Annotated in this window: 16 protein-coding genes; 9 read left to right on the top strand and 7 right to left on the bottom strand. The window is 66.5% G+C overall.

All coding sequences use genetic code 11. The annotated features are described in order from the left end of the window. Positions 1 to 16: 16 nt before the first annotated feature. From ACI766_RS21935 to ACI766_RS21920, 4 genes are all read left to right on the top strand, one after another. Entirely contained in the window at positions 17 to 619 is a 603-nt protein-coding gene (locus ACI766_RS21935; RefSeq protein ID WP_003145641.1) for a DsbA family protein, read from the top strand. Continuing rightward, positions 612 to 2,402, top strand: coding sequence for an ABC transporter ATP-binding protein (locus tag ACI766_RS21930; protein ID WP_003106581.1), 1,791 nt, complete (start codon positions 612 to 614; stop codon positions 2,400 to 2,402). The genes ACI766_RS21935 and ACI766_RS21930 overlap by 8 nt, the downstream gene beginning before the upstream one ends. A 294-nt stretch (positions 2,403 to 2,696) precedes the next feature. After that, on the top strand, positions 2,697 to 5,153 hold the full coding sequence (locus ACI766_RS21925; RefSeq protein WP_003145639.1) for an EAL domain-containing protein: 2,457 nt from the start codon (positions 2,697 to 2,699) through the stop codon (positions 5,151 to 5,153). Between the two features lie 74 nt (positions 5,154 to 5,227). Beyond that, the gene (locus tag ACI766_RS21920; RefSeq protein WP_003106577.1) at positions 5,228 to 6,010 is read left to right on the top strand and encodes a TenA family transcriptional regulator; all 783 of its coding nucleotides are present in this window, start codon (positions 5,228 to 5,230) and stop codon (positions 6,008 to 6,010) included. Positions 6,011 to 6,060: 50 nt separating this feature from the next. Here ACI766_RS21920 and ACI766_RS21915 read toward each other — a convergent pair whose 3' ends face one another. The 3 genes from ACI766_RS21915 to ACI766_RS21905 form a co-directional block, all read right to left on the bottom strand. Continuing rightward, the gene (locus tag ACI766_RS21915) at positions 6,061 to 7,020 is read right to left on the bottom strand and encodes a quinone oxidoreductase family protein (protein WP_003106575.1); all 960 of its coding nucleotides are present in this window, start codon (positions 7,018 to 7,020) and stop codon (positions 6,061 to 6,063) included. Between the two features lie 25 nt (positions 7,021 to 7,045). Further along, positions 7,046 to 7,219, bottom strand: coding sequence for a DUF1427 family protein (locus ACI766_RS21910; RefSeq protein WP_003106572.1), 174 nt, complete (start codon positions 7,217 to 7,219; stop codon positions 7,046 to 7,048). An 83-nt stretch (positions 7,220 to 7,302) separates the two neighbouring features. Further along, positions 7,303 to 8,091 (bottom strand): AraC family transcriptional regulator, encoded by a 789-nt coding sequence (locus tag ACI766_RS21905; RefSeq protein ID WP_003114237.1) that lies wholly within the window; start codon positions 8,089 to 8,091, stop codon positions 7,303 to 7,305. Between the two features lie 321 nt (positions 8,092 to 8,412). Between ACI766_RS21905 and hppD the strand changes: the two genes are divergently transcribed. From hppD to arfB, 4 genes are all read left to right on the top strand, one after another. Beyond that, positions 8,413 to 9,486: a 4-hydroxyphenylpyruvate dioxygenase gene (hppD, locus tag ACI766_RS21900; RefSeq protein WP_003117128.1), complete on the top strand. Its 1,074-nt coding sequence runs from the start codon at positions 8,413 to 8,415 to the stop codon at positions 9,484 to 9,486. Between the two features lie 297 nt (positions 9,487 to 9,783). Then, on the top strand, positions 9,784 to 11,202 hold the full coding sequence (locus ACI766_RS21895) for an amino acid permease (protein WP_412828467.1): 1,419 nt from the start codon (positions 9,784 to 9,786) through the stop codon (positions 11,200 to 11,202). A 152-nt stretch (positions 11,203 to 11,354) separates the two neighbouring features. Further along, complete coding sequence (locus ACI766_RS21890; protein WP_003085889.1) at positions 11,355 to 11,738, top strand: lysozyme inhibitor; 384 nt, start codon at positions 11,355 to 11,357, stop codon at positions 11,736 to 11,738. 120 nt (positions 11,739 to 11,858) lie between these two features. Continuing rightward, entirely contained in the window at positions 11,859 to 12,272 is a 414-nt protein-coding gene (gene arfB / locus ACI766_RS21885) for an alternative ribosome rescue aminoacyl-tRNA hydrolase ArfB (RefSeq protein ID WP_003105972.1), read from the top strand. 22 nt (positions 12,273 to 12,294) lie between these two features. Here arfB and pbpG read toward each other — a convergent pair whose 3' ends face one another. The 4 genes from pbpG to phhA form a co-directional block, all read right to left on the bottom strand. After that, positions 12,295 to 13,227, bottom strand: coding sequence for a D-alanyl-D-alanine endopeptidase (gene pbpG / locus ACI766_RS21880; RefSeq protein ID WP_003114239.1), 933 nt, complete (start codon positions 13,225 to 13,227; stop codon positions 12,295 to 12,297). A gap of 313 nt (positions 13,228 to 13,540) precedes the next feature. Beyond that, positions 13,541 to 14,740 carry an amino acid aminotransferase gene (locus ACI766_RS21875; protein WP_087823804.1) on the bottom strand — a complete coding sequence of 400 codons (1,200 nt, stop codon included), beginning with the start codon at positions 14,738 to 14,740 and terminating at the stop codon, positions 13,541 to 13,543. Then, positions 14,737 to 15,093, bottom strand: coding sequence for a 4a-hydroxytetrahydrobiopterin dehydratase (locus tag ACI766_RS21870; RefSeq protein WP_003085898.1), 357 nt, complete (start codon positions 15,091 to 15,093; stop codon positions 14,737 to 14,739). The genes ACI766_RS21875 and ACI766_RS21870 overlap by 4 nt, the downstream gene beginning before the upstream one ends. Before the next feature lie 104 nt (positions 15,094 to 15,197). Continuing rightward, positions 15,198 to 15,986 carry a phenylalanine 4-monooxygenase gene (gene phhA / locus ACI766_RS21865; RefSeq protein ID WP_003114241.1) on the bottom strand — a complete coding sequence of 263 codons (789 nt, stop codon included), beginning with the start codon at positions 15,984 to 15,986 and terminating at the stop codon, positions 15,198 to 15,200. A gap of 284 nt (positions 15,987 to 16,270) precedes the next feature. Between phhA and ACI766_RS21860 the strand changes: the two genes are divergently transcribed. Further along, entirely contained in the window at positions 16,271 to 17,830 is a 1,560-nt protein-coding gene (locus tag ACI766_RS21860) for a sigma-54-dependent phenylalanine hydroxylase transcriptional regulator PhhR (protein WP_003114242.1), read from the top strand. Positions 17,831 to 17,859 lie beyond the last annotated feature (29 nt).

Here is a 17,859-nt window from a genome sequence, read left to right as displayed (position 1 = left end):
GTACGTGATGGACCCCATGTGCTCCTGGTGCTGGGGCTTCGCCCCGGTCGCCGAGGCGCTGTCCCGGCAGGCGGCCGCCGACGGCGTCGCTTTCCACCTGGTAGCCGGTGGCCTGCGCGCCGGCCACGGCGCGGCGCTCGACCCGAATACCCGCGGCTACATCCTCGGCCACTGGCAGACCGTGCAGCAGACCACCGGCCAGCCGTTCCGCTTCGACGACGCGTTGCCCGAAGGCTTCGTCTATGACACCGAGCCGGCCTGCCGGGCCCTGGTGGCGGCGCGCAGCCTCGACGAGGAAAGCGCCTGGCCGCTGGTAAGGGCGATCCAGCGGGCGTTCTACGCCGAGGGTCGCGATGTCACCCAGGCGGCGGTGCTCGCCGGCCTGGCGGAAGCGGTGGGGCTTCCGCGCATCGAGTTCGCCGCGGCCTTCGACAGCGGCGAGGCGCGTGACGCCACCGCCGCCGATTTCGCCTGGGTCCAGGACCTCGGCATCGCCGGGTTCCCGACCCTGCTGGCCGAACGCAACGGCCAACTGGCGTTGCTCACCAACGGCTACCAGCCGCTTGCCGAACTTTCACCCTTGCTCGGCCGCTGGCTGGAACGGGGCCGGCATGAGTGAGCGCGGAGACCGCCTGAGCTGGGCGGAGATTCGTCGACTCGCACTGCGCCACAAGAAAGCCCTGTTGCTCGCCAACCTGGTGGCGGTGCTGGCCACCCTCTGCACCGTGCCGATCCCCTTGCTGCTGCCGTTGCTGGTGGACGAAGTGCTGCTCGGCAAGGGCGACGGCGCGCTGCGTTTCATGGACCGCCTGTTGCCCGCCGACTGGCAGGTGGCGTTCGGCTACATCGGCCTGATGCTGGCGGCGACCCTCCTGTTGCGGGGGGCGGCGCTGGTGTTCAACGTGCTCCAGGCGAAGCTGTTCGCGCGGCTGTCCAAGGACATCGTCTACCGCATCCGCCTGCGTCTGATCGAGCGCCTCCGGCATATCGCCCTGGGCGAATACGAAACCCTCGGCGGCGGTTCGATCAGCGCCCACCTGGTGACCGACCTGGACACCCTGGACAAGTTCGTCGGGGAAACCCTCAGCCGCTTCCTGGTCGCCTTGCTGACGCTGCTCGGCACCGCCGCGATCCTGGTCTGGATGCACTGGCAGCTGGCCTTGCTGATCCTGCTGTTCAACCCGCTGGTGATCTGGTCCACGGTACAACTGGGCAAGCGCGTCAAGCACCTCAAGAAGCTCGAGAACGACAGCACCGCGCGCTTCACCCAGGCGCTCACCGAGACCCTCGAGGCGATCCAGGAAGTCCGCGCCGGCAATCGCCAGGGCTATTTCCTCGGCCGCCTCGGCCACCGCGCCCAGGAGGTCCGCGACTACGCCGTGGCCTCGCAATGGAAGAGCGACGCCGCCGGGCGCGCCAGCGGCCTGCTGTTCCAGTTCGGCATCGACGTGTTCCGCGCCGCGGCGATGCTCACCGTGCTGCTCTCGGACCTGTCGATCGGCCAGATGCTCGCGGTGTTCAGCTACCTCTGGTTCATGATCGGTCCGGTCGAACAGCTGCTCGGCCTGCAATACGCCTACTACGCCGCTGGCGGCGCGTTGCAGCGGATCAACGAGTTGCTGGCGCGGGCCGACGAGCCGCGCTACCCGCCGCTGCGCGATCCGTTCGCCGGCCGCACGACCGTTGGCATCGAGGTGCGCGGGCTGGATTTCGCCTACGGCGAGGACAAGGTCCTGGAGCAGTTGGACCTGAACATCGGCGCCGGCGAGAAGGTTGCCCTGGTCGGCGCCAGCGGCGGCGGCAAGAGCACGCTGGTGCAACTGCTGCTCGGCCTCTACAGTGCGCAGCGCGGCAGCATCCGCTACGGCGGGGTGCCCCTGGAGGAAATCGGCCTGGACTGCGTGCGCGAACATGTCGCGGTGGTCCTCCAGCATCCGGCGCTGTTCAACGACAGCGTGCGGGCCAACCTGACCATGGGCCGCGAACGCAGTGACCAGGCCTGCTGGCGGGCTTTGGAGATCGCCCAGTTGGCCGACGGCGTGCGGCGCCTGCCGCAGGGGCTGGACACCGTGGTCGGGCGTTCCGGGGTGCGCCTGTCGGGCGGTCAGCGGCAGCGCCTGGCGATCGCCCGGATGATCCTCGCCGAGCCCAAGGTGGTGATCCTCGACGAGGCCACCTCGGCCCTCGACGCCGCTACCGAGTACGCCCTGCACCAGGCGCTCGGGGACTTCCTCGAAGGCCGCACCACATTGATCGTGGCCCATCGGCTGTCGGCGGTGAAGCAGGCCGACCGGGTCCTGGTCTTCGATGGCGGGCATATCGCCGAAGACGGCGATCACCAGCAACTGATCGCCGAAGGCGGCCTCTACGCCCGGCTCTACGGACATCTGCAACAGATGTGAGGCGCCAGGCTGTCGCCTGGCGGTTTTTCTCGTATATTCCATATAAGACATCCGGTTTTTATTGGCTGCGGCAATAAAAAACGCTGTCTGTTCCGCCAGGTGCAGGGCAGGTTCGGCAAACAGCCACTAGACTCCTACTGTTTGCCGGGTGTCCGCCTCCTCCAGCGTCGTGGCTGCCGGCAGGCAAGGCCTCGGGAGTTCTGCGACGGGATCTTGAGCGGCCGACAGGTGATGCAGTCAGGGGTGACGGAGACGGCACCCGATCGCTTAGCGCCAGTTTGAATGGTAGATGGAATGAGGCAGAACCGGACTCTCGACAAGCCCCGCCTGCTCGGCCTGGTATGGCCCTTCATCGTCGTGGTGCTGTTGCAGGCCATGCTGGCGGGCGGCAGTCTCTACGTCCTCTCCGCGGTGCGCAGCTATGTCGGCGGCGAAAGCCTCTGGTCGAAGGGCCAGAAGGATGCCATCTACTATCTCACCCTCTATGCCGACTCACGCGCCGACGAAGACTTCCGCCGCTACGAGGAGGCCATCGCGATCCCCCTCGGCGACCGCGAGATGCGCCTTGCCCTGGACCAGCCCGACCCGGACATCGAGGCGGCCCGCCAGGGCATCCTCAAGGGCGGCAACCATGCCGACGACGTTACCGCGATCATCTGGCTGTACCGCAACTTCCACGACTTCAGTTACTTCGAGCGCGCCATCGAGCTGTGGCTGGTGGGCGACAAGTACGTCATGGAACTGATCGACGTCGCCGGCAAGATGCGCGCGGGCATCGGCGCCGGGCAGGCCAGTGCCGAGCAGGTGCAACAGTGGAAGACCGAGATCCATGCGATCAACGAGAAGGTCACGCCGGCTGCCAAGGCCTTCAGCGACGCCCTCGGCGAGGGCTCGCGGGCCTTGCTCAGGCTGCTGCTGGTGGCCAACCTGACCACCGCCAGCGTGCTCATCCTCCTGGCGTTCCTGCGGACCCGGCAGCAACTGATGCAGCGCCAGGAAGTGGAGAACGCCCTCGATGCCGAGCGCGAACGGGCCCAGATCACCCTGGCCTCGATCGGCGACGGAGTGATCACCGCCGACACCCAGGGGGGCATTTCCTACCTCAACCCGGCCGCCGAGCAGATGACCAACTGGACGCTGGACAAGGCCCGCGGCCTGCCCCTGGCGTCGCTGTTCCGGATCGTCGACGAAAGCTCGCGGGAGGAGGGCATGCTGCTGATCGAGCAGATCCTCAGCGGCGAGATCGACGGCGGCCGCGAGCATTCCAAGCTGGTCCTGCGCCACGACGGCAGCAGCGTGCCGGTGACCCTGGTGGGCGCGCCGATCCACCGCGGCGCCGAGATCACCGGGGTGGTCCTGGTGCTTCACGACATGACCCGCGAGCGCCAGTACATGGCGCGCCTGTCCTGGCAGGCGACCCACGATGCGTTGACCGGGCTGACCAACCGCCGCGAGTTCGAGTATCGCCTGCAGATAGCGCTGGAACGCCTGGAGCGCAACAGCGGGCGGCACGCCCTGATGTTCCTCGACCTGGACCAGTTCAAGCTGGTCAACGACACCTGCGGCCACGCCGCCGGCGACGAACTGCTGCGCCAGGTCTGTACCCTGCTGCAACAAGGCTTGCGCGAGGGCGACACGCTGGCGCGGCTGGGCGGCGACGAGTTCGGCATCCTGCTGGAGAACTGTCCGGCGGAAAAAGCCGTGGAGATCGCCGACCATCTGCGCAAGACCATCCAGGACCTGCACTTCACCTGGAGCGGGCAGCCGTTCAACTGCACCGTCAGCGTTGGCCTGGTGCACCTGCTGCCGGGTATCTCGACCCTCGAGGAGGCGCTGCGCTCCGCCGATATGGCCTGCTACATGGCCAAGGAAAAGGGCCGCAACCGGGTCCAGGTGTTCCATCAGGACGACGTCGAACTATCGATGCGCTTCGGCGAGATGACCTGGGTCCAGCGCATCCACCTGGCGCTGGAGGAAGACCGCTTCAGTCTCTATGCCCAGCCCATCGTGCCGCTGGGCGAAGGTGCGGAGGAGGGCTTGCACGTCGAACTGCTGCTGCGCCTGCGCGACGAGGGCGGGCGCCTGGTGCCGCCGCTGAGCTTCATACCCGCCGCCGAGCGCTACGGCCTGATGACGCTGATCGATCGCTGGGTGGTGGAGAATGCCTTCCGCACCCTTGTCGAGCGCGCCCAGGACCCTCGCGCCGAGCCGATCGGCACCTGCGCCATCAACCTCTCCGGCGCGACCATCGGCGACGAGTCGTTCCTGCAGTTCCTCACCGAGCTGTTCGCCCGTTACCGCATTCCGCCGCAGACGATCTGCTTCGAGGTCACCGAAACCGTGGCGGTTGCCAACCTGGCCAGCGCCATCCGCTTCATCAACGAACTCAAGGACACCGGTTGTCGTTTCTCCCTGGACGATTTCTGCGCCGGCATGTCGTCCTTCATCTACCTCAAGCACCTGCCGGTGGATTACCTGAAGATCGATGGCAGCTTCGTCAAGGACATGCTCGAGGATCCCATCGATCGCGCCATGGTCCAGGTGATCAACCATATCGGCCACGTAATGGGCAAACGTACCATCGCGGAGTTCGTCGAGACCGTCGAAGTGATGGAGGCGCTGCGCGAGATCGGCATCGACTATGCCCAGGGCCTGGCCATCGGCGCGCCCCTGCCGTTCAGTCGCCAGCCTCCGGGGGCTGGAGTGGATGCCCAGGGCCTGTGGCCGAGCCTGGGACAGAACCTCCGGTAGGTGACCGCGGGGCGAAGAAAGAGTAGTTTCGCTGCTATGAGGCCGTTGCCGACAAGAAGAGAAGGGAGACGGGTGTGAGCGAGTTCTTTGACCGTACGGGCCCCTTGCAGGAGGCGGGAAGCTATCCGCAGTGGGCGCAGCAACTGATCGTCGACTGCCAGGCGAGCAAGGACCGGGTTTCCGGTCACGAGCTGTACCGGCGCATGCGCGACGCCGAGCTGAGCCCGGCGTTGATGCGCCTGTACCTGATCGGCGGCTGGCCGGTGGTCGAGCAGTTCCCCTTGTACATGTCGCAGAACCTGCTGAAGACCCGTTTCGCCCGCCATCCCGGCGAAGACATGGCGCGCCGCTGGCTGATGCGCAACATTCGGGTCGAACTCAACCACGCCGACTACTGGCTGCACTGGGCCGAGGCCCACGGCGTGAGCCTGGCCGAGATCCAGGCGCAAGACGTGCCGGCCGAACTGCACGCGCTCAGCCACTGGTGCTGGCACACCTGCGCCAGCGACTCACTGGCGGTGGCCATGGCCGCCACCAACTACGCCATCGAAGGCGTCACCGGCGAGTGGTCGGCGCTGGTCTGTTCGAACGGCGTCTACGAAAACGCCTTCCCCAAGGAAGGCCGCAAGCGCGCCATGAAGTGGCTCAAGCTCCACGCCCAGTACGACGATGCCCACCCCTGGGAGGCGCTGGAGATCATCTGCACCCTGGCCGGCACCAATCCCAGCGCCGAGCTGCGCCGGCAACTGCGCGACGCGATCTGCAAGAGCTACGACTACATGTACCTGTTCCTCGAGCGCTGCATGCAGCTGGAGGAGGCGCGCAGCGCCCGCAAGCTCGCGGTCGGCGCGGAGTAGTCTTGCGCGCAGCGGAATCCCGGCGTGTTCTGCCGGGATTCCGCTGGTCCTCAAGGCACCAGGATGATCTTCTCGCAGGTGCCTTCGTTCACTGCCCGGTACTGCTCAACGCCCTGCTCCAGCGGGACTTCCCGCAGCCCGTCCGGCAGCGGCAGGCGGCCCTGGTCGAACAGCTTGCCGAAGGCGTCGAGGAAGCCTGCGCAGGCTTCCACGCCATAGAGCAGCGAGTTGATCCCCACCACCGAGCCACCGCGGCGGTACAGGTTCAATGCGGGTAGGCGCACATGGCCGTCGGCCGGTGCGGCGATGATCGCCAGGCGACCGAAGGCGGCCAGCGCCGGGACCGCCGCCTCGAGCCAGAAACCGGTCGTATCGAAGATCACCTCGGCCCCGCCGGGGAAGATCCCTTCCACCTGTGCCGCCAGTTCGGCCGGCTCGCCCAGCAGCAGCGCGGCGATGCCCTGCGTTTCCAGCGCCTGGCGTTGCTCCTCGCGCCGCACCGCGCCGATCGCTTCGGCCCCCAGGGCCTTGGCCAGCGCCAGCGCGGCCTTGCCGACCGCGCCGTTGGCGCCGATTACCAGGAGCCGGGTGCCGGCCTTGACCTGGCTGCGTTGCAGGGCGTCCCAGGCGGTGCTGTAGGGCACCCCGCAACTGGCGGCCTGGGCGAAGCTCAGGCTTTCCGGCTTGAGCGCGACGCCGGCGGCCGGCAGGGTCAGGAACTGCGCGTGGCTACCGTCGCGGAAGAATCCCGGCTCCCGCCCGGTGCCCCAGACCGCCTGGCCGAGCAGAGCCTTCGGTCCCTCCACCACCACCCCGGCGAAGTCGCGGCCCGGTACCCGGGGCAGGGTGGTATAGGGGAAGCGGCCGAGGACGTTCTTCACGTCGCTCGGATTCAGCCCGGCGGCGCGGATTTCCACCCGCACCTCATCGGCGGCGGGAAGCGGGTCGGGCATGTCCACCAGCTCGAGGGCGGCGAGGTCGCCGGTACGGTCGAATTGCAGTGCTTTCATCGGGGGCTCCGTGTCGTCGCGGCGATCAGTGCAGCCACTGCTGCAGCAGGTCGCGGCCAAGGGGGAAAAGCTGTTCGCCGAGCTGCATGCCAAGCAGGCCGACCAGGGCGATGGCGGGGGGCGCCGGCGAGCGGAAGTCGAGGACGGCGTAGAGCGCGCCGACCAGCAGGCCGATGCCGAGGGAGATCAGGTAGTTCATGGCGGCTGACAGGGACGGTGAACGATGGTGCCAGTCTAGTTGGCCGAAAAAACATCTATCGGCCAATCGCTATCGAATACCGGTCAAGGCTGGAACGGCTGGTGATGCTCGGCCCTGTACTCGGTGGGAGAGACGCCCAGCTCGCGGCGGAACATGTCGCTGAAGGCGCTCGGCGTATATCCCAGGGCATGGGCGATGCCTGCCACCGGACGGCCATCGATCAGTGCGGCGGCGGCGGTCGCCAGCTGCACCTGCCGCCGCCAGTCGGCGAAGCCCATGCCCAGGCTGCGCTGGAACAGGCGCGAGAGGGTCCGCACGCTGGCCCCGGCGTCTTCGGCCAGGCGCTCCAGGCCGATGTCCAGGGAGGGATTGGCCATCACCGCCTGGCACAGCGCGAGCAGGCGCCTGTCGGAGGCGTCCGGCAGCGGTACGCGTAGGCTGGAACGGCGCGCGCGGCCGAGTTCGAGCACGGCGAGATCGGCCAGCGCCCGATAGTAGTGGGGGTCGCTCTGTCGTTCCTGCTCCACCAGGCTGACGATCAGCTCGCGCAGCAGCGGGCCGACCACCAGCACCAGGGTGCGGTCCTCCAGGCCGCGGGAGAGTTCCGGGCTCAGGTAGATGTTGCGCATCTGCAACTCGGAGGCGACCCGCACCGCATGGCGCAGGCCCGGAGGCAACCAGACCGCCCGTTGCGGCGGGACCGGCAGGGCCTCGTCGGGCGTCTCCAGCCACATCATCCCGGACACCGCATAGAGCACCTGGCCCCAGGCGTGCTCGTGGGCATCGACGCGGTGCCCGGCAGGATAGCTGCGGGCGACGCCGCGCAGGGGCCGGCGGCTGTCGCTCAGGTCGGGTGGTGCGGGTCGTGCCATGGGAATGCCGTCGCGGAGGAAAGACGCAGGTTAACCGCTTGACGCCGATCATGCAGCGCCGGCTTTCAGCGCAGCCGTGACAGCGCTGCTGGCAGCTTTTCGCACCGCACTGTAAAGATAACTTTACGAAGACCGGGCGTTCGCCATGCATGCCGCCGGCGCGTAAGGAATAGTTGCCAGAAACCCTGCGCCAGGCCCTGTGCCGGGCCCTGCCGACGGCTTGTCCGCCGCGCCGCCACGGGGTGAGATGAAGGCATCTCCCATGTCGTCGGCCGCCTGGACCGGCGGCGGTCCATTCAACAAGAACAACGAGGAGGCCGGATGAACGCCGTGGCCAAGATCGAACAGCACAATCCCATCGGTACCGACGGATTCGAATTCGTCGAGTTCACCGCCCCCGACGCCAAGGGCATCGAGCAGCTGCGCCAGCTGTTCAACATGATGGGCTTCACCGAAACCGCCAAGCATCGTTCCAAGGAAGTCTTCCTGTTCCAGCAGAACGATATCAACATCGTGCTCAACGGCAGCCCGACCGGGCATGTCCATGAATTCGCCCTCAAGCACGGCCCGAGCGCCTGCGCCATGGCCTTCCGGGTGAAGAACGCTTCCCAGGCCGCCGCCTACGCCGAATCCCAGGGCGCCAAGCTGGTGGGCAGCCACGCCAACTTCGGCGAGCTGAACATCCCCTGCCTGGAAGGCATCGGCGGTTCGCTGCTGTATCTTGTCGACCGCTACGGCGACCGCAGTATCTATGACGTCGACTTCGAGTTCATCGAAGGCCGCAGCGCCAACGACAACTCGGTCGGCCTGACCTACATCGACCACCTGACCCACAACGTCAAGCGCGGCCAGATGGACGTCTGGTCCGGTTTCTACGAGCGCATCGCCAACTTCCGCGAGATTCGCTACTTCGACATCGAAGGCAAGCTCACCGGCCTGTTCTCCCGCGCCATGACCGCACCTTGCGGGAAGATCCGCATCCCGATCAACGAGTCGGCCGACGATACCTCGCAGATCGAGGAATTCATCCGCGAATACCATGGCGAAGGCATCCAGCACATCGCCCTGACCACCGACGACATCTATGCCACCGTGCGCAAGCTGCGCGACAACGGCGTGAAGTTCATGTCGACCCCGGACACCTACTACGAGAAGGTCGACACCCGCGTCGCCGGGCATGGCGAGCCGCTCGAGCAACTGCGCGAACTGAACCTGCTGATCGACGGCGCCCCGGGCGACGACGGCATCCTGCTGCAGATCTTCACCGACACGGTGATCGGCCCGATCTTCTTCGAGATCATCCAGCGCAAGGGCAACCAGGGTTTCGGCGAGGGCAATTTCAAGGCCCTGTTCGAGTCCATCGAGGAAGATCAGATTCGCCGCGGCGTGATCTGATCCCGCTGCCGCCAGCCTCTTCCGGGGCTGGCGGTTTTCCTTGCGCTCCGCGTTTCCGTTCCAGCGGCGCCGATCGCGCCAGCCTTGCCCGCACCGCCGAGCCACGAGCCTGGCGGCCCATTCACGTCACGTACAACAACAAACAGGTGACGCATGATCCGTGAGTCCTCCCTCCGCCCAGCCGACCGCCCGCCGCCACGCGCCCCGCATGGCGCCCGCCGTGCGCCTGCCGCCTGAGCCGCACGGCCCCGTTTCGCCTCCGACAACAATAAATTTCCACTTGCGTGAGATAATTCAATGGACGGCCAACATCCGCATTCGGGCGAGCTCAAGCGCGGCCTGAAGAATCGTCACATCCAGTTGATCGCCCTCGGCGGCGCCATCGGCACCGGCCTGTTCCTCGGCTCGGCCGGGGTGCTCAAGTCGGCGGGCCCGTCGATGATCCTCGGCTACGCCATCGCCGGCTTCATCGCTTTCATGATCATGCGCCAGCTCGGCGAGATGATCGTCGAGGAGCCGGTCGCCGGCTCCTTCAGCCTCTTCGCGCACAAGTACTGGGGCGGTTTCGCCGGCTTCCTCTCCGGCTGGAACTGCTGGGTGCTGTACATCCTGGTCGGGATGTCGGAACTGACCGCGGTCGGCAAGTACATCCACTACTGGTGGCCGGAGGTGCCGACCTGGGCCACGGCGGCGTTGTTCTTCGTCGTCGTCAACGCGATCAACCTAACCAACGTCAAGGCCTTCGGCGAAGCCGAGTTCTGGTTCGCGATCATCAAGGTGGTGGCGATCATCGGCATGATCCTGCTCGGCTGCTACCTGCTGTTCAGCGGCAGCGGCGGTCCGCAGGCTTCGGTGAGCAACCTCTGGGCACACGGCGGTTTCTTCCCCAACGGAGTGAGCGGACTGGTGATGGCCATGGCGATCATCATGTTCTCCTTCGGTGGCCTGGAAATGCTCGGCTTCACCGCGGCCGAGGCGGACAAGCCGAGGACGGTGATCCCGAAGGCGATCAACCAGGTGATCTATCGCATCCTGATCTTCTACATCGGCGCCCTGGTCGTGCTGCTCTCGCTGACGCCCTGGGACAGCCTGCTGCAGACCCTCAACGCTTCCGGCGATGCCTACAGCGGCAGCCCGTTCGTGCAGATCTTCTCGATGATCGGCAGCGGCACCGCCGCGCACCTGCTGAACTTCGTGGTGCTCACCGCCGCACTGTCGGTGTACAACAGCGGCACCTATTGCAACGGCCGCATGCTTCTCGGCCTGGCCGAGCAGGGCGATGCCCCGCGCGCGCTGGCCAGGGTCGACAAGCGCGGCGTACCGGTACGCGCCCTGGTGGTATCGGCGCTGGTGACCTTCCTCGCGGTGGTGGTGAACTATGTGATCCCGCACCAGGCGCTGGAGCTGCTGATGTCGCTGGTGGTGGCGGCGCTGGTGATCAACTGGGCGATGATCAGCATGGCGCACCTGAAGTTCCGCGCGCAGATGGACCGCCAGGGCACCCGCACGCACTTCCGCGCGTTCTGGTATCCGTACGGCAACTACCTGTGCATGGCCTTCGTGGTGTTCATCCTCGGCGTCATGTTGCTGATCCCCGGCATCCAGGTCTCGGTCTATGCCATCCCGGTCTGGCTGCTGGTGATGTGGGCCTGCTACCGACTCAAGGGAGCCCCGCGGCCGATGCCGGGCCTGCGGGTGAAGCCGGTCACCGAGTGATCGATGGGGCGCCGGCGCGCAGAGGAGAGGGGAGCGCTCCTTTGCGTGTCCCGGCGGCCCACAAGACTTTTTCTAGGGGCGCCTGTCGTTGACGCGGCAGGTGCCGTATTCCTACAGTGGCAGCGCCATTTTTTCTCGTTAGAGGGATTTCCATGAAAAAAGCGCTCTGGCTGCTTCTGGCTGCCGTTCCCGTGGTCCTGGTCGCCTGCGGCGGCAGCGACGACGACAAGCAGACCGCCCAGGTCGATTACCTGGCCCTGCCGGGGGATGCCAAGCTGGATACCCGCAGCGTCGACTACAAGTGCGAGAACGGTCGCAAGTTCACCGTGCAGTACCTGAACAAGGGCGACAACAGCCTCGCCGTGGTGCCGGTCAGCGACAACTCGACGCTGGTCTTCAGCAATGTGATTTCCGCCTCCGGGGCCAAGTACGCCGCCGGCCAGTACATCTGGTGGACCAAGGGCGAGGAAGCCACCCTCTACGGCGACTGGAAGGGCGGCGAGCCCACCGACGGGGTCGCCTGCAAGGAGCGTTGAGTTCGACCTGGCGCCTTAGCCGAAATGAAGGAACCCGGCCGCGGCCGGGTTTCTTTTGGCCTGCTTTTCCGCTCGGCAAAGGGGTTATGCTGGCAGCCCGTTGGTCCACCGTGCCGCCCCATGCTGATCATCTCCAATGCCGTCCACCTGCCCGACCATGAGATCGAGCTGAATGCCATTCGCGCCCAGGGCGCCGGCGGGCAGAACGTCAACAAGGTCTCCAGCGCGGTGCACCTGCGCTTCGACATCCAGGCCTCGTCGTTGCCGCCGTTCTACAAGGAGCGTCTGCTGGCACTGAACGACCAGCGCATCAGCGGCGACGGCGTGGTGGTGATCAAGGCCCAGCAGTACCGGACCCAGGAGCAGAACCGCGAGGATGCCCTGGAGCGCCTGGCGGAGTTGATCCGCAGCGTGGCCAAGGTGCAGAAGGCGCGGCGCCCGACCAAGCCTACGCGCGGCTCGCAGAAGCGCCGGCTGGACGGCAAGGCCAAGCGCGGCGCGGTGAAGGCCGGGCGCGGCAAGGTGGATTTCTGAGCCGGCCGGTCTTCGCGACGGATCAGCGTACGGCCTGGGCCACCGGCTGGCCGAGGCCGCGCTCGCGGTCGCGTTGCAGGCGATAGGCCTTGGCCGCGGCCGGGATCGCAGTGACCTGGCCGGTTTCCAGCCAGCGTCGCAGGCGCGTGGCGTCGGCGAAGTGGGTGTACTTGCCGAAGGCGTCCAGCACCACCAGATTGACCGGGCTGCGGTTGATCGTGGTGCGCATCACCAGGCAGTGGCCTGCCTCGTTGGTGAAGCCGGTCTTGGTCAACTGGATGTTCCAGGTCTTGTTGTTGATCAGGTGGTTGGTGTTGCGGAAGCCCAGGGTGTAGTTGGGGTGGCGGAAGGCCACGGTCTTCTCCGGAGTGGTGCTCCACTGACTGAGCAGCGGGTATTGCCGGCTGGCCACCAGCAGGCGGGTGAGGTCGCGAGCGGTGGAGACGTTGTGCAGCGACAGCCCGGTCGGCTCGACGTAGCGGGTGTTCTTCATTCCCAGGGCGTGGGCCTTGGCGTTCATCGCCTTGACGAAGGCGTTCTTGCCGCCCGGATAGTTCTGCGCGAGGCTGGCGGCGGCGCGGTTCTCCGAGGACATCAGGGCGAGCAGGAGCATGTCCCGGCGGCTGATCTGGCTGCCGACCCGCACCCGGGAAAACACCCCGCGCATTTCGCTGGTCTCGCTGATGGCGATCGGCAGTACCTCGTCCAGCGGCAGTTTCGAGTCGAGCACGACCATGGCGGTCATCAGCTTGGTGATCGAGGCGATCGGCACCACCAGGTCGGGGTTGCGCGAGTAGAGCACCTTGCCGGTGTTCTGGTCGGTAACCAGCGCGCTGCCCGACGCCAGCTCCTGTTGCAGCGGCAGCCCGGCCTTGGGCGGCGGGGAGGCGGATACCGCGGTGGCAACGCTGAGGGACAGGAACAGGGTGACCAGTGACAGGAGACGGTTTCTCACGTGCGTTGCTCACTAAGACGAGAAAGTGGGGGCCGTGGGGCGCAGTGTGAACTGGTGCCCATAATTGAGCATTTTATGCTCTTTTGTAGGAAAAGCACGTAGGGCTTTGAAAGTGCTGACTTATGGTTGGCCCGGTTCAGAGAGGTTCGGCGGATAACGCCTGTGGCGTTATTCGCCCTACGCCCACAAGGTCGTGGTGCGGTAGGGCGAATAACCGCAACGCGGTTATCCGCCGCCTCGGCGGGAGTGCGCGGCATTCGCTGGGGCGAAAAAAAGCCGGCCATCACAGCCGGCTCAGGGTAACCGTGAGGGTTCAGTCCGCGCAGACCTGGGCGATGGCTTGCGCCAGGCGGTCGAGGCGGCGCGCGTCGAGACCGGCGACGTTGGCCCGGCCGCTGGAGACCAGGTAAACGGCGTGCTCGTCGCGCAGCCGAGCGACCTGCTGCGGGCTCAGTCCGGTATAGGAAAACATCCCGCGTTGCGCGCCGACATGGGCGAAGCGCTCGGCCAGGCCGTGCGGCGCCAGGGCTTCGACCAGGCCGATGCGCAGGCTGGCGATGCGCGAGCGCATGCCTTCGACCTCTTCCTGCCAGAGTCCCTTCAACTCGCTGTCGCCGAGGATCGCCGCGACCACCTCGGCGCCATGCGCCGGCGGGGTCGACCAGAGGTTTCGGGCGAGGAAGGCCAGTTGGCTACGCAGGTCGGTGAGCTTCTCGGCGTTCTGCGCGCAGACGATCAGCGCACCGACGCGGTCGCGGTACAGGCCGAAGTTCTTCGAGCAGGAACTGGTGATCAGCACCTCCGGCAGTTCGCCGGCGAACAGGCGTACCGCCCAGGCGTCTTCCTCGAGACCGTCGCCGAAGCCCTGGTAGGCGAAGTCGATCAGCGGCAGCAGCTCGCGGCGACGCACCACGTCGAGCACCCTGCGCCAGTCGTCGTGGCTCAGGTCGAAACCGGTCGGGTTGTGGCAGCAGGCATGCAGCAGCACCACGTCTCCCTGGGGAATGCGCTCCAGGCCAGCAAGCATCGCCTCGACATCCAGGCGGTGGTCGGCGCTGACGTAGGGGTAGTGGGAAACCTTCAGGCCGGCGGCGGCGAACAGGGTCTCGTGGATCGGCCAGGTCGGGTCGCTCAGCCAGATGCCGCGGCCGGGCAGGCAATGGGCGATGAAGTCGCCGGCCAGGCGCAAGGCGCCGGTGCCGCCGGGCGTCTGGGTGGCGTCGGCGCGTTGCTCCAGCAACAGCGGCGAGGCGGCGCCGAGCGCCAGTTCCGCCAGGCGCGCGGCGAACAGCGCATCGCCGTGGCCGCCGACGTAGCTCTTGGTGGTTTCCTGCTCGACCAGGCGCTGCTCGGCGAGTTTCACCGAGCGCAGGATCGGGGTCAGGCCCTGGGCATCCTTGTAGACACCGACGCCGAGGTCCAGCTTGTCCGCGCGCGGATCGTTGCGGTAGGCGTCGAGCAGGCCCAGGATCGGGTCGCCCGGTACGCGGGCGACCTTGGCGAAATGACTCATTTGCGTCCCTCGGCGGTTTTCGCTACCTCGTCGGTGCGCGCCGCCATGATGAAGTCGTTGCGGTGCAGGCCCTTGATCGAGTGGCTCCACCAGGTCACGGTGACTTTGCCCCACTCGGTCAGCAGGCCCGGATGGTGGCCTTCGGCCTCGGATATCTCGCCGACGGCATTGGTGAAGGCCAGGGCATGCTTGAAGTTCTTGAACAGGTAGACCTTCTCCAGTTGCATGATGCCGTCGCGGACTTCGATGTTCCAATCCGGGATCTGCCGCAGCAGCACGGGCAGTTCTTCGTCGCTGACGTGCGGGGCGTCTGCGCGGCAGGCTTCGCAATGGGCTTGGGTGAGTGCGGTCATGGTGGGAGTCCTTGGTTGTCGCATGTGGGAGCGGCGGACGGGCCGTGCCCGTCCACCATAGTACAAGGCCGCCGCGGGGTCAGCCGCGGCGGCGGCGTTTCTCGTCAGGCCGCCTGCTTGGGCGGGAACAGCGGCGCGTGCAGGCCCAGGCGCATGGCCTCGTGGACCAGCGCCATGATGTCTTCCTGGGCCAGTTGGAACAGGCGCTTGAGGTCGGGCAGGACGAAATAGAGCGGTTGCAGGATGTCGATGCGGTAGGGCGTGCGCATCGCCTCCAGCGGATTGAAGGCCTGGTGCAGCGGCTCGTCGGAGAGGCTGTAGACGGTCTCCTTCGGCGAGGAGAGGATGCCGCCGCCGTAAATGCGCTTGCCCTGGTCGGTCTCGACCAGGCCGAACTCAATGGTCATCCAGTACAGGCGGGCGAGGAACACGCGTTCCTCCTTGCTCGCCTTGAGGCCGAGCTTGCCGTAGGTATGGGTGAACTCGGCGAACCAGGGGTTGGTCAGCAGTGGGCAGTGGCCGAAGATCTCGTGGAAGATGTCCGGCTCCTGCAGGTAGTCCAGTTCTTCCGGGGTGCGGATAAAGGTGGCGACGGGGAATTGCTGGCTGGCCAGCAGTTCGAAGAAGGTCTGGAACGGAATCAGCGCCGGAACCCGCGCCACGCGCCAGCCGGTGGTGGCCTGGAGAACCCTGTTGATCTCGTCGAGCTGGGGGATCCGCTCGTGGGGCAGGCCGAGCTGTTCGATGCCGTCGAGGTATTCCTGACAGGCGCGGCCTTCGATCACCTTCAGTTGCCGGGTGATCAGGGTATTCCAGACCTGGTGCTCGGTTTCCGGATAGTGGATGAAACCGTTGTCGTCGGGCTGGCGGGCCACGTACTGCGTCGTTTTCATACGGACTCCATGAGCGGCTTGTGGCCGCGGGGTCTTTGTTGTTGTCGTTGCCTTATCGATACCGCGTCGGGACGGTCCGTGCAGCCCCGGATAGGGACCGGGCAACGGGGATGAATCGGCGTTTTCGTAAAGTTTTCCTTACGAATTGGCCTGGGTCGCCTGTTCATTGGGCCAGGCATTGTTGCTGGTGAGTCTAACTGTCACATATTCTTGACGGAAATTTCCGGCCGGGAGTTAAAAAAACCGGCCGCGAGCCCATCAGAACGACAACACCGGGCCACGCCATGCGTATCAAAGTGCACTGCCAGAACCGTGTAGGCATCCTCCGCGACATCCTCAACCTGCTGGTCGACTACGGCATCAACGTCAATCGCGGCGAAGTCGGCGGCGACCAGGGCAACGCCATCTACCTGCTCTGTCCGAACATGATCAACCTCCAGTTGCAGTCGCTGCGGCCCAAGCTGGAGGCGGTGCCGGGGGTCTTCGGGGTCAAGCGCGTCGGCCTGATGCCCAGCGAGCGCCGGCACCTGGAACTCAACGCGCTGCTCGCCGCCCTGGACTTCCCGGTGCTCTCGGTGGACATGGGCGGGCAGATCGTCGCCGCCAACCGTGCCGCCGCGCAGTTGCTCGGCGTGCGCGTCGACGAGGTGCCGGGGATTCCGCTGTCGCGCTATGTGGAGGACCTCGACCTGCCCGAACTGGTGCGCGCCAACAAGGCGCGGATCAACGGGCTGCGGGTGAAGGTGAAGGGCGACGTGTTCCTCGCCGACATCGCGCCGCTGCAATCCGAGCACGACGAGAGCGAGGCGCTGGCTGGAGCGGTGCTGACCCTGCATCGCGCGGATCGCGTCGGCGAGCGCATCTACCATGTGCGCAAGCAGGAGCTGCGTGGCTTCGACAGTATCTTCCAGAGTTCGCGGGTAATGGCCGCGGTGGTCCGCGAGGCACGGCGCATGGCGCCGCTGGACGCGCCGCTGCTGATCGAGGGCGAGACCGGCACCGGCAAGGAGCTGCTGGCGCGCGCCTGCCACCTGGCCAGCCCGCGCGGGCAGTCGCCGTTCATGGCGTTGAACTGCGCCGGCCTGCCGGAATCCATGGCCGAGACCGAGCTGTTCGGCTATGGTCCGGGAGCCTTCGAGGGCGCCCGCCCGGAGGGCAAGCTCGGCCTGCTGGAGCTTACCGCCGGCGGCACGCTGTTCCTCGACGGCGTCGGCGAGATGAGCCCGCGCCTGCAGGCCAAGCTGTTGCGCTTCCTGCAGGACGGCTGTTTCCGCCGGGTCGGCAGCGACGAGGAGGTGTACCTGGACGTGCGGGTGATCTGCGCCACCCAGGTAGACCTGTCCGAACTCTGCGCCAAGGGCGAATTCCGCCAGGACCTCTATCACCGTCTCAATGTGCTCTCGCTGCACATCCCGCCGCTGCGCGAGTGCCTGGATGGCCTGGCGCCGCTCGCCGAGCATTTCCTCGACCAGGCCAGCCGGCAGATCGGCTGCGGCCTGCCGAAGCTTTCCGCGCAGGCGCTGGAACGTCTCGAACGCTACCACTGGCCGGGCAACGTGCGGCAATTGGAAAACGTGCTGTTCCAGGCGGTTTCGCTGTGCGAAGGGGGAACGGTCAAGGCCGAGCACATCCGCCTGCCGGATTACGGCGCGCCGCAGCCGCTGGGGGATTTTTCCCTGGAAGGAGACCTCGACGCCATCGTCGGGCGCTTCGAGAAGGCGGTGCTGGAGCGCCTGTTCCGCGAACATCCGAGCAGCCGCCAGTTGGGCAAGCGCCTCGGCGTTTCGCATACCACGGCGGCGAACAAGCTGCGCCAGCATGGCGTGGGGCAAAGCGAGGGCTGAGCGGCATGCTTGCCGGTTTGTTGCAGGCT

Origin of the sequence: Pseudomonas sp. DL (assembly GCF_047199225.1) — a bacterium.
GTDB lineage: Bacteria > Pseudomonadota > Gammaproteobacteria > Pseudomonadales > Pseudomonadaceae > Pseudomonas > Pseudomonas aeruginosa.
The sequence above is the reverse complement of the archived record's forward strand: the minus strand, read 5'-3'. Positions and strand labels throughout refer to the sequence as shown.

What these genes read in the sequence shown, in the direction of transcription:
- ACI766_RS21925 (WP_003145639.1), top strand. Translation starts at nt 2,697, where the DNA reads ATGAGGCAGAACCGGACTCTCGACAAGCCCCGCCTGCTCGGCCTGGTA.
- arfB (WP_003105972.1), top strand. Translation starts at nt 11,859, where the DNA reads ATGCTGATCATCTCCAATGCCGTCCACCTGCCCGACCATGAGATCGAG.
- ACI766_RS21935 (WP_003145641.1), top strand. Translation starts at nt 17, where the DNA reads ATGTGCTCCTGGTGCTGGGGCTTCGCCCCGGTCGCCGAGGCGCTGTCC.
- ACI766_RS21860 (WP_003114242.1), top strand. Translation starts at nt 16,271, where the DNA reads ATGCGTATCAAAGTGCACTGCCAGAACCGTGTAGGCATCCTCCGCGAC.
- ACI766_RS21870 (WP_003085898.1), bottom strand. Translation starts at nt 15,093, where the DNA reads ATGACCGCACTCACCCAAGCCCATTGCGAAGCCTGCCGCGCAGACGCC.
- hppD (WP_003117128.1), top strand. Translation starts at nt 8,413, where the DNA reads ATGAACGCCGTGGCCAAGATCGAACAGCACAATCCCATCGGTACCGAC.
- ACI766_RS21875 (WP_087823804.1), bottom strand. Translation starts at nt 14,740, where the DNA reads ATGAGTCATTTCGCCAAGGTCGCCCGCGTACCGGGCGACCCGATCCTG.
- phhA (WP_003114241.1), bottom strand. Translation starts at nt 15,986, where the DNA reads ATGAAAACGACGCAGTACGTGGCCCGCCAGCCCGACGACAACGGTTTC.
- ACI766_RS21890 (WP_003085889.1), top strand. Translation starts at nt 11,355, where the DNA reads ATGAAAAAAGCGCTCTGGCTGCTTCTGGCTGCCGTTCCCGTGGTCCTG.
- ACI766_RS21915 (WP_003106575.1), bottom strand. Translation starts at nt 7,020, where the DNA reads ATGAAAGCACTGCAATTCGACCGTACCGGCGACCTCGCCGCCCTCGAG.
- ACI766_RS21905 (WP_003114237.1), bottom strand. Translation starts at nt 8,091, where the DNA reads ATGGCACGACCCGCACCACCCGACCTGAGCGACAGCCGCCGGCCCCTG.
- ACI766_RS21930 (WP_003106581.1), top strand. Translation starts at nt 612, where the DNA reads ATGAGTGAGCGCGGAGACCGCCTGAGCTGGGCGGAGATTCGTCGACTC.
- ACI766_RS21910 (WP_003106572.1), bottom strand. Translation starts at nt 7,219, where the DNA reads ATGAACTACCTGATCTCCCTCGGCATCGGCCTGCTGGTCGGCGCGCTC.
- ACI766_RS21895 (WP_412828467.1), top strand. Translation starts at nt 9,784, where the DNA reads ATGGACGGCCAACATCCGCATTCGGGCGAGCTCAAGCGCGGCCTGAAG.